The organism is Intestinibacter sp. (assembly GCF_022780145.1).
Classification (GTDB): domain Bacteria; phylum Bacillota; class Clostridia; order Peptostreptococcales; family Peptostreptococcaceae; genus Intestinibacter.
This window is the reverse complement of record NZ_JALEXO010000321.1, coordinates 1-3,581: the sequence shown is the minus strand read 5'-3', so window position 1 is coordinate 3,581 and position 3,581 is coordinate 1. Positions and strand designations below refer to the sequence as shown.

Sequence of the window (3,581 nt, the reverse complement as noted above, 5' to 3'; positions counted from 1 at the left end):
TACAATTATTTTCATAAAAATAATTATTTTCTAAGCTATTACACACTTCAAGCTTTTCAAAATTTCTATGATCTCTCAATATATCATATTCTCGTAGATTAAAATAATCGTATCTTATATATTTAAATCTTTCAGATAAATTTATGTTCCATGTTACATCTATGTGGTACCATTTTTTATTTATCTTAACCATATTCCAAGCATGGCTCTGCTTAGGTGCGTACTCATTCCACGAATCTCCTAGAACTACATTACAGTTAATTCTAGCCAAATCGCACATATGCTTAAATGCCTTAGATATTCCATCACATACAGCCTCTTTATTGATAAAGCTTCCCACAATAGTATGACATTCTACATCATTTAAATCGTGATTGTATTTGTACTTTATACTGCTAGTCAAGCATCTATGTATATACCTTTCTCTCTCCAGCTTTGAAGGCATAGTTTTTATCTTTTCTTCAAAAGGCTTCAAAATAGAATTTATTTTAGACTTTATATTCTTAGTCTTCTCCCTATCATAGACGTATATCGGCTTTATCCAGACATGCTTGTCTATGTTATAGTATGCAATTTGATAGGGATTGACATAAAACATCATAGGATTATCATTTATAACCATATAATAGATGTCTTTTACAAATTCTGTTTTTCCTTTTACTGTAATTTTTTCTTCAAAATTTTCTAATGAAAAATAAATTTTCTTATAAATTTCTCTTCCTTCTTTATTCAGCTTACTAAAATAATATTTCATAGTATTTTCCTTATTCTTCAGCTTCCTCTACTACATTAGAGCTAATCCAGTATCCATCTTCACCTTGTATGTAAACCTCGTACCAAACTCTCTCAGGCTTTGTTATTGCCTTACCTGTAGTATATAGAGTATCTCCTTTATTAACTGTCATCTCTACATCTGAATTTATATTTGCTCTATCTCTGATATTTGCAGCCTCCTCAGTTACAGTTATAATTTTAGGAACTACATTTATAACAGAGCTACTTATCCATCCTTTTTCATTGTATAAATTTACTTCATACCAAACTTTGCCATCGTTTGTATATGATTTTCCAGTTAAATTTAATACTTCATATTTTTCAACTATTCTAATTGATTCTGAGTCCTTATTTGCCTCTCTTCTTATATTGGCAGCATCTGTCTTTACGCATCCAAATTTCTCGTCGTAAATTTTATCAGATATAAATTCTACTGCATTTCTTGAAAGTATATGATAAATACTAATGTGATCATATACTAATCTAGGCTCAAATACACCACTGATTATGAATATAACAATAAATAAAGCAGACCACTTTGCTATCGTTTTATTTTCTTCCTTTATAGTAGATGGTATACTTTTCATTTTAACCTGTAATGTATCGAATTTTTTTTCATAGTCTTGAATTAATGTATAAGTAGCATTATAATCATCCAAGTTCTTAACTGAGCCCGACGATACATTTTTTAAAGTAAAATCCACAGCACCTTTTAAATTTATATATTTATTGTAGGTACTTCTTCTATCCAATTTAACCTTCAAATCCTTTAAATTTCTAAATGTCCCTTTTAATAGACGTATTCCGCAAAAAACACCAAATATATCTAAAACCAACATTTTTTTATAAACATAGCCTTCTTTTAATAAAAGTAAATATGATACCATCATAAATATACATCCAATAATTATAAATAGATTTATAAAAGCAGACCCAAATAATTTCAGTGGTTTCAATTGTGAAACACTGTTTCTGTAAAATTGTATAACATTATCTGTCTTTTTATGTATTAAATCTAATTCATATTCTAGTTTTTGTATTTTATTACTATTTATTGTAGTTTGTCTTTTTTGATTTTTATTTGTGTCTGTATTATTTTTTTTATTATCTGCCTTTTTTGTCGTAGTCTTTTTTATAGTTTCCTTGATATTATTTTTAGAATTAGCCTTTTTTTCTTGAGCTTTTATTTCTTCTATGCTGATCATTTTATCTGTCCATTTTAATCCATAAGAAAAACAATTTAAAAGATATTCGATTCTAGATTTATTTATTTCATTAGCTTCAAAAATATTTCTCGCTTTTTTCTTTTGCTCTTCTCTATCTAGATTCTTTGTTTCAGCTTCGATTAAAGGTTTGATTGCTCCACTATTAATCGCATCTAACACCCAATTTATCTTCATCTTTTCCTTTGGTATAAGATCGGTTAATAAGGAATATACGATTTTTTCATTTTGAAATGTTTCTACCCCTAAATGTTCATATATATATCGCAAGGACTCGCTTAAGTTTTTATCCCTTCCCATATACATTTTTCCTCCAAATTTTAATAAGTTTTACATATTCTCTCATAATTCTATATTATATGATACTTTAAAATAAACCGATTATCAATATTTATTTGATTGATTTTTGTAATAAAATTTCGCCTTATAAATTATCGTAATTAAAAGGAAATCGAGACCAAAATAACAATATTTCGCCTCAATTTCCCAATTTAATATCTTATAAATTGTCAATTTACTAATTTAATACATACCTCTCTCTTTTACAGTCGCCTTTTCTCGTATTTGATCTGAATACGCAGAATCTATATGCATCATATCCATAAATTCTTGCACTGAATTAAATCCTCCAAGCATAGTTCTAAGAGATATCGCTTTATCTGCTATTTCTTGAGTTACTCCTGGAAGCTGTAGTAAGTCATTTACAGAGCAATTGTTTATGTTTATTGTACCATCAGTGTTTACTGAACTATCGCTATTTTTCTTGCTGTAAGATATATATTCACTATTATCTAGAATTTCTTCATTTCCTTTAACTATAGATTCATCGTAATATTCTTTAAGTTCTTCATCCTTCGTATCATAATCTCTGTAGCTCATTTGAGAATGGTACGTACTGTCGAGATGGGTATCATTTCCACTACTTTCTATGTAGTCTTTTCCTTTATATTGTTTTTTTACATGCTTTCTTAATTCTTCTAGTTCTTGTTCTTCTACTCCATTATTAAGAAGGTAATCTCTTCTAATAAGATATTCCTTTCTAACTAAAAATGAGTGAATCAATCCTATCAATAAACTAAGAAGCCAGACTAATGCAAAAATCATACTCATATCATAAGAAGATATACATATTAAAACTATTGATACTGCATAAATTAAGAAATATACTACAGCTGTAACCTTCCATTTTGTAGTTCTAGTTTTTGTTCCAATATAAAGAAATGATATAAATGGAAGTCCTAAAAAAGAGAATATTATCCATATAGAATTTAAAAGCTCCCATATCAAGCCTCGTCTTGTTACCATAGCCATTTTATCACACCCTTTCAAATAATTATTTTTACTATTTTTCTATTTAAGCCTTCTGCCATCTGTGTTATTTGTAATTCTTTGCTAAAAGAAAATTTCATATAAATATCCTCCCGTTATTTTTAATATACAATTCATATATAAATTTTATCACATTACAATAATATTTATAAATATTATTAAAAAATATTCTTTATATAGCTAAAAAAATAAAATTGAGGTCATATTACAATAACCTCAATTTTATTAATTATAACAAGCCACAAAATGATTGTC

Annotated in this window: 3 protein-coding genes; all 3 read right to left on the bottom strand. The window is 27.4% G+C overall.

From position 1 onward, the window contains the following. On the bottom strand, positions 1–754 hold a 754-nt coding region (locus MR593_RS12125), incomplete at its 3' end, for a transglutaminase domain-containing protein (protein ID WP_290693311.1). Positions 755–764: 10 nt separating this feature from the next. Next, the gene (locus MR593_RS12120) at positions 765–2,297 is read right to left on the bottom strand and encodes an SH3 domain-containing protein (protein ID WP_290693308.1); all 1,533 of its coding nucleotides are present in this window, start codon (positions 2,295–2,297) and stop codon (positions 765–767) included. A 222-nt stretch (positions 2,298–2,519) separates the two neighbouring features. Next, entirely contained in the window at positions 2,520–3,308 is a 789-nt protein-coding gene (locus tag MR593_RS12115) for a helix-hairpin-helix domain-containing protein (protein WP_290693305.1), read from the bottom strand. Positions 3,309–3,581 lie beyond the last annotated feature (273 nt).

Coding starts and splice junctions, on each gene's coding strand:
- MR593_RS12120 (WP_290693308.1), bottom strand. CDS start 2,297: ATGGGAAGGGATAAAAACTTAAGCGAGTCCTTGCGATATATATATGAA.
- MR593_RS12115 (WP_290693305.1), bottom strand. CDS start 3,308: ATGGCTATGGTAACAAGACGAGGCTTGATATGGGAGCTTTTAAATTCT.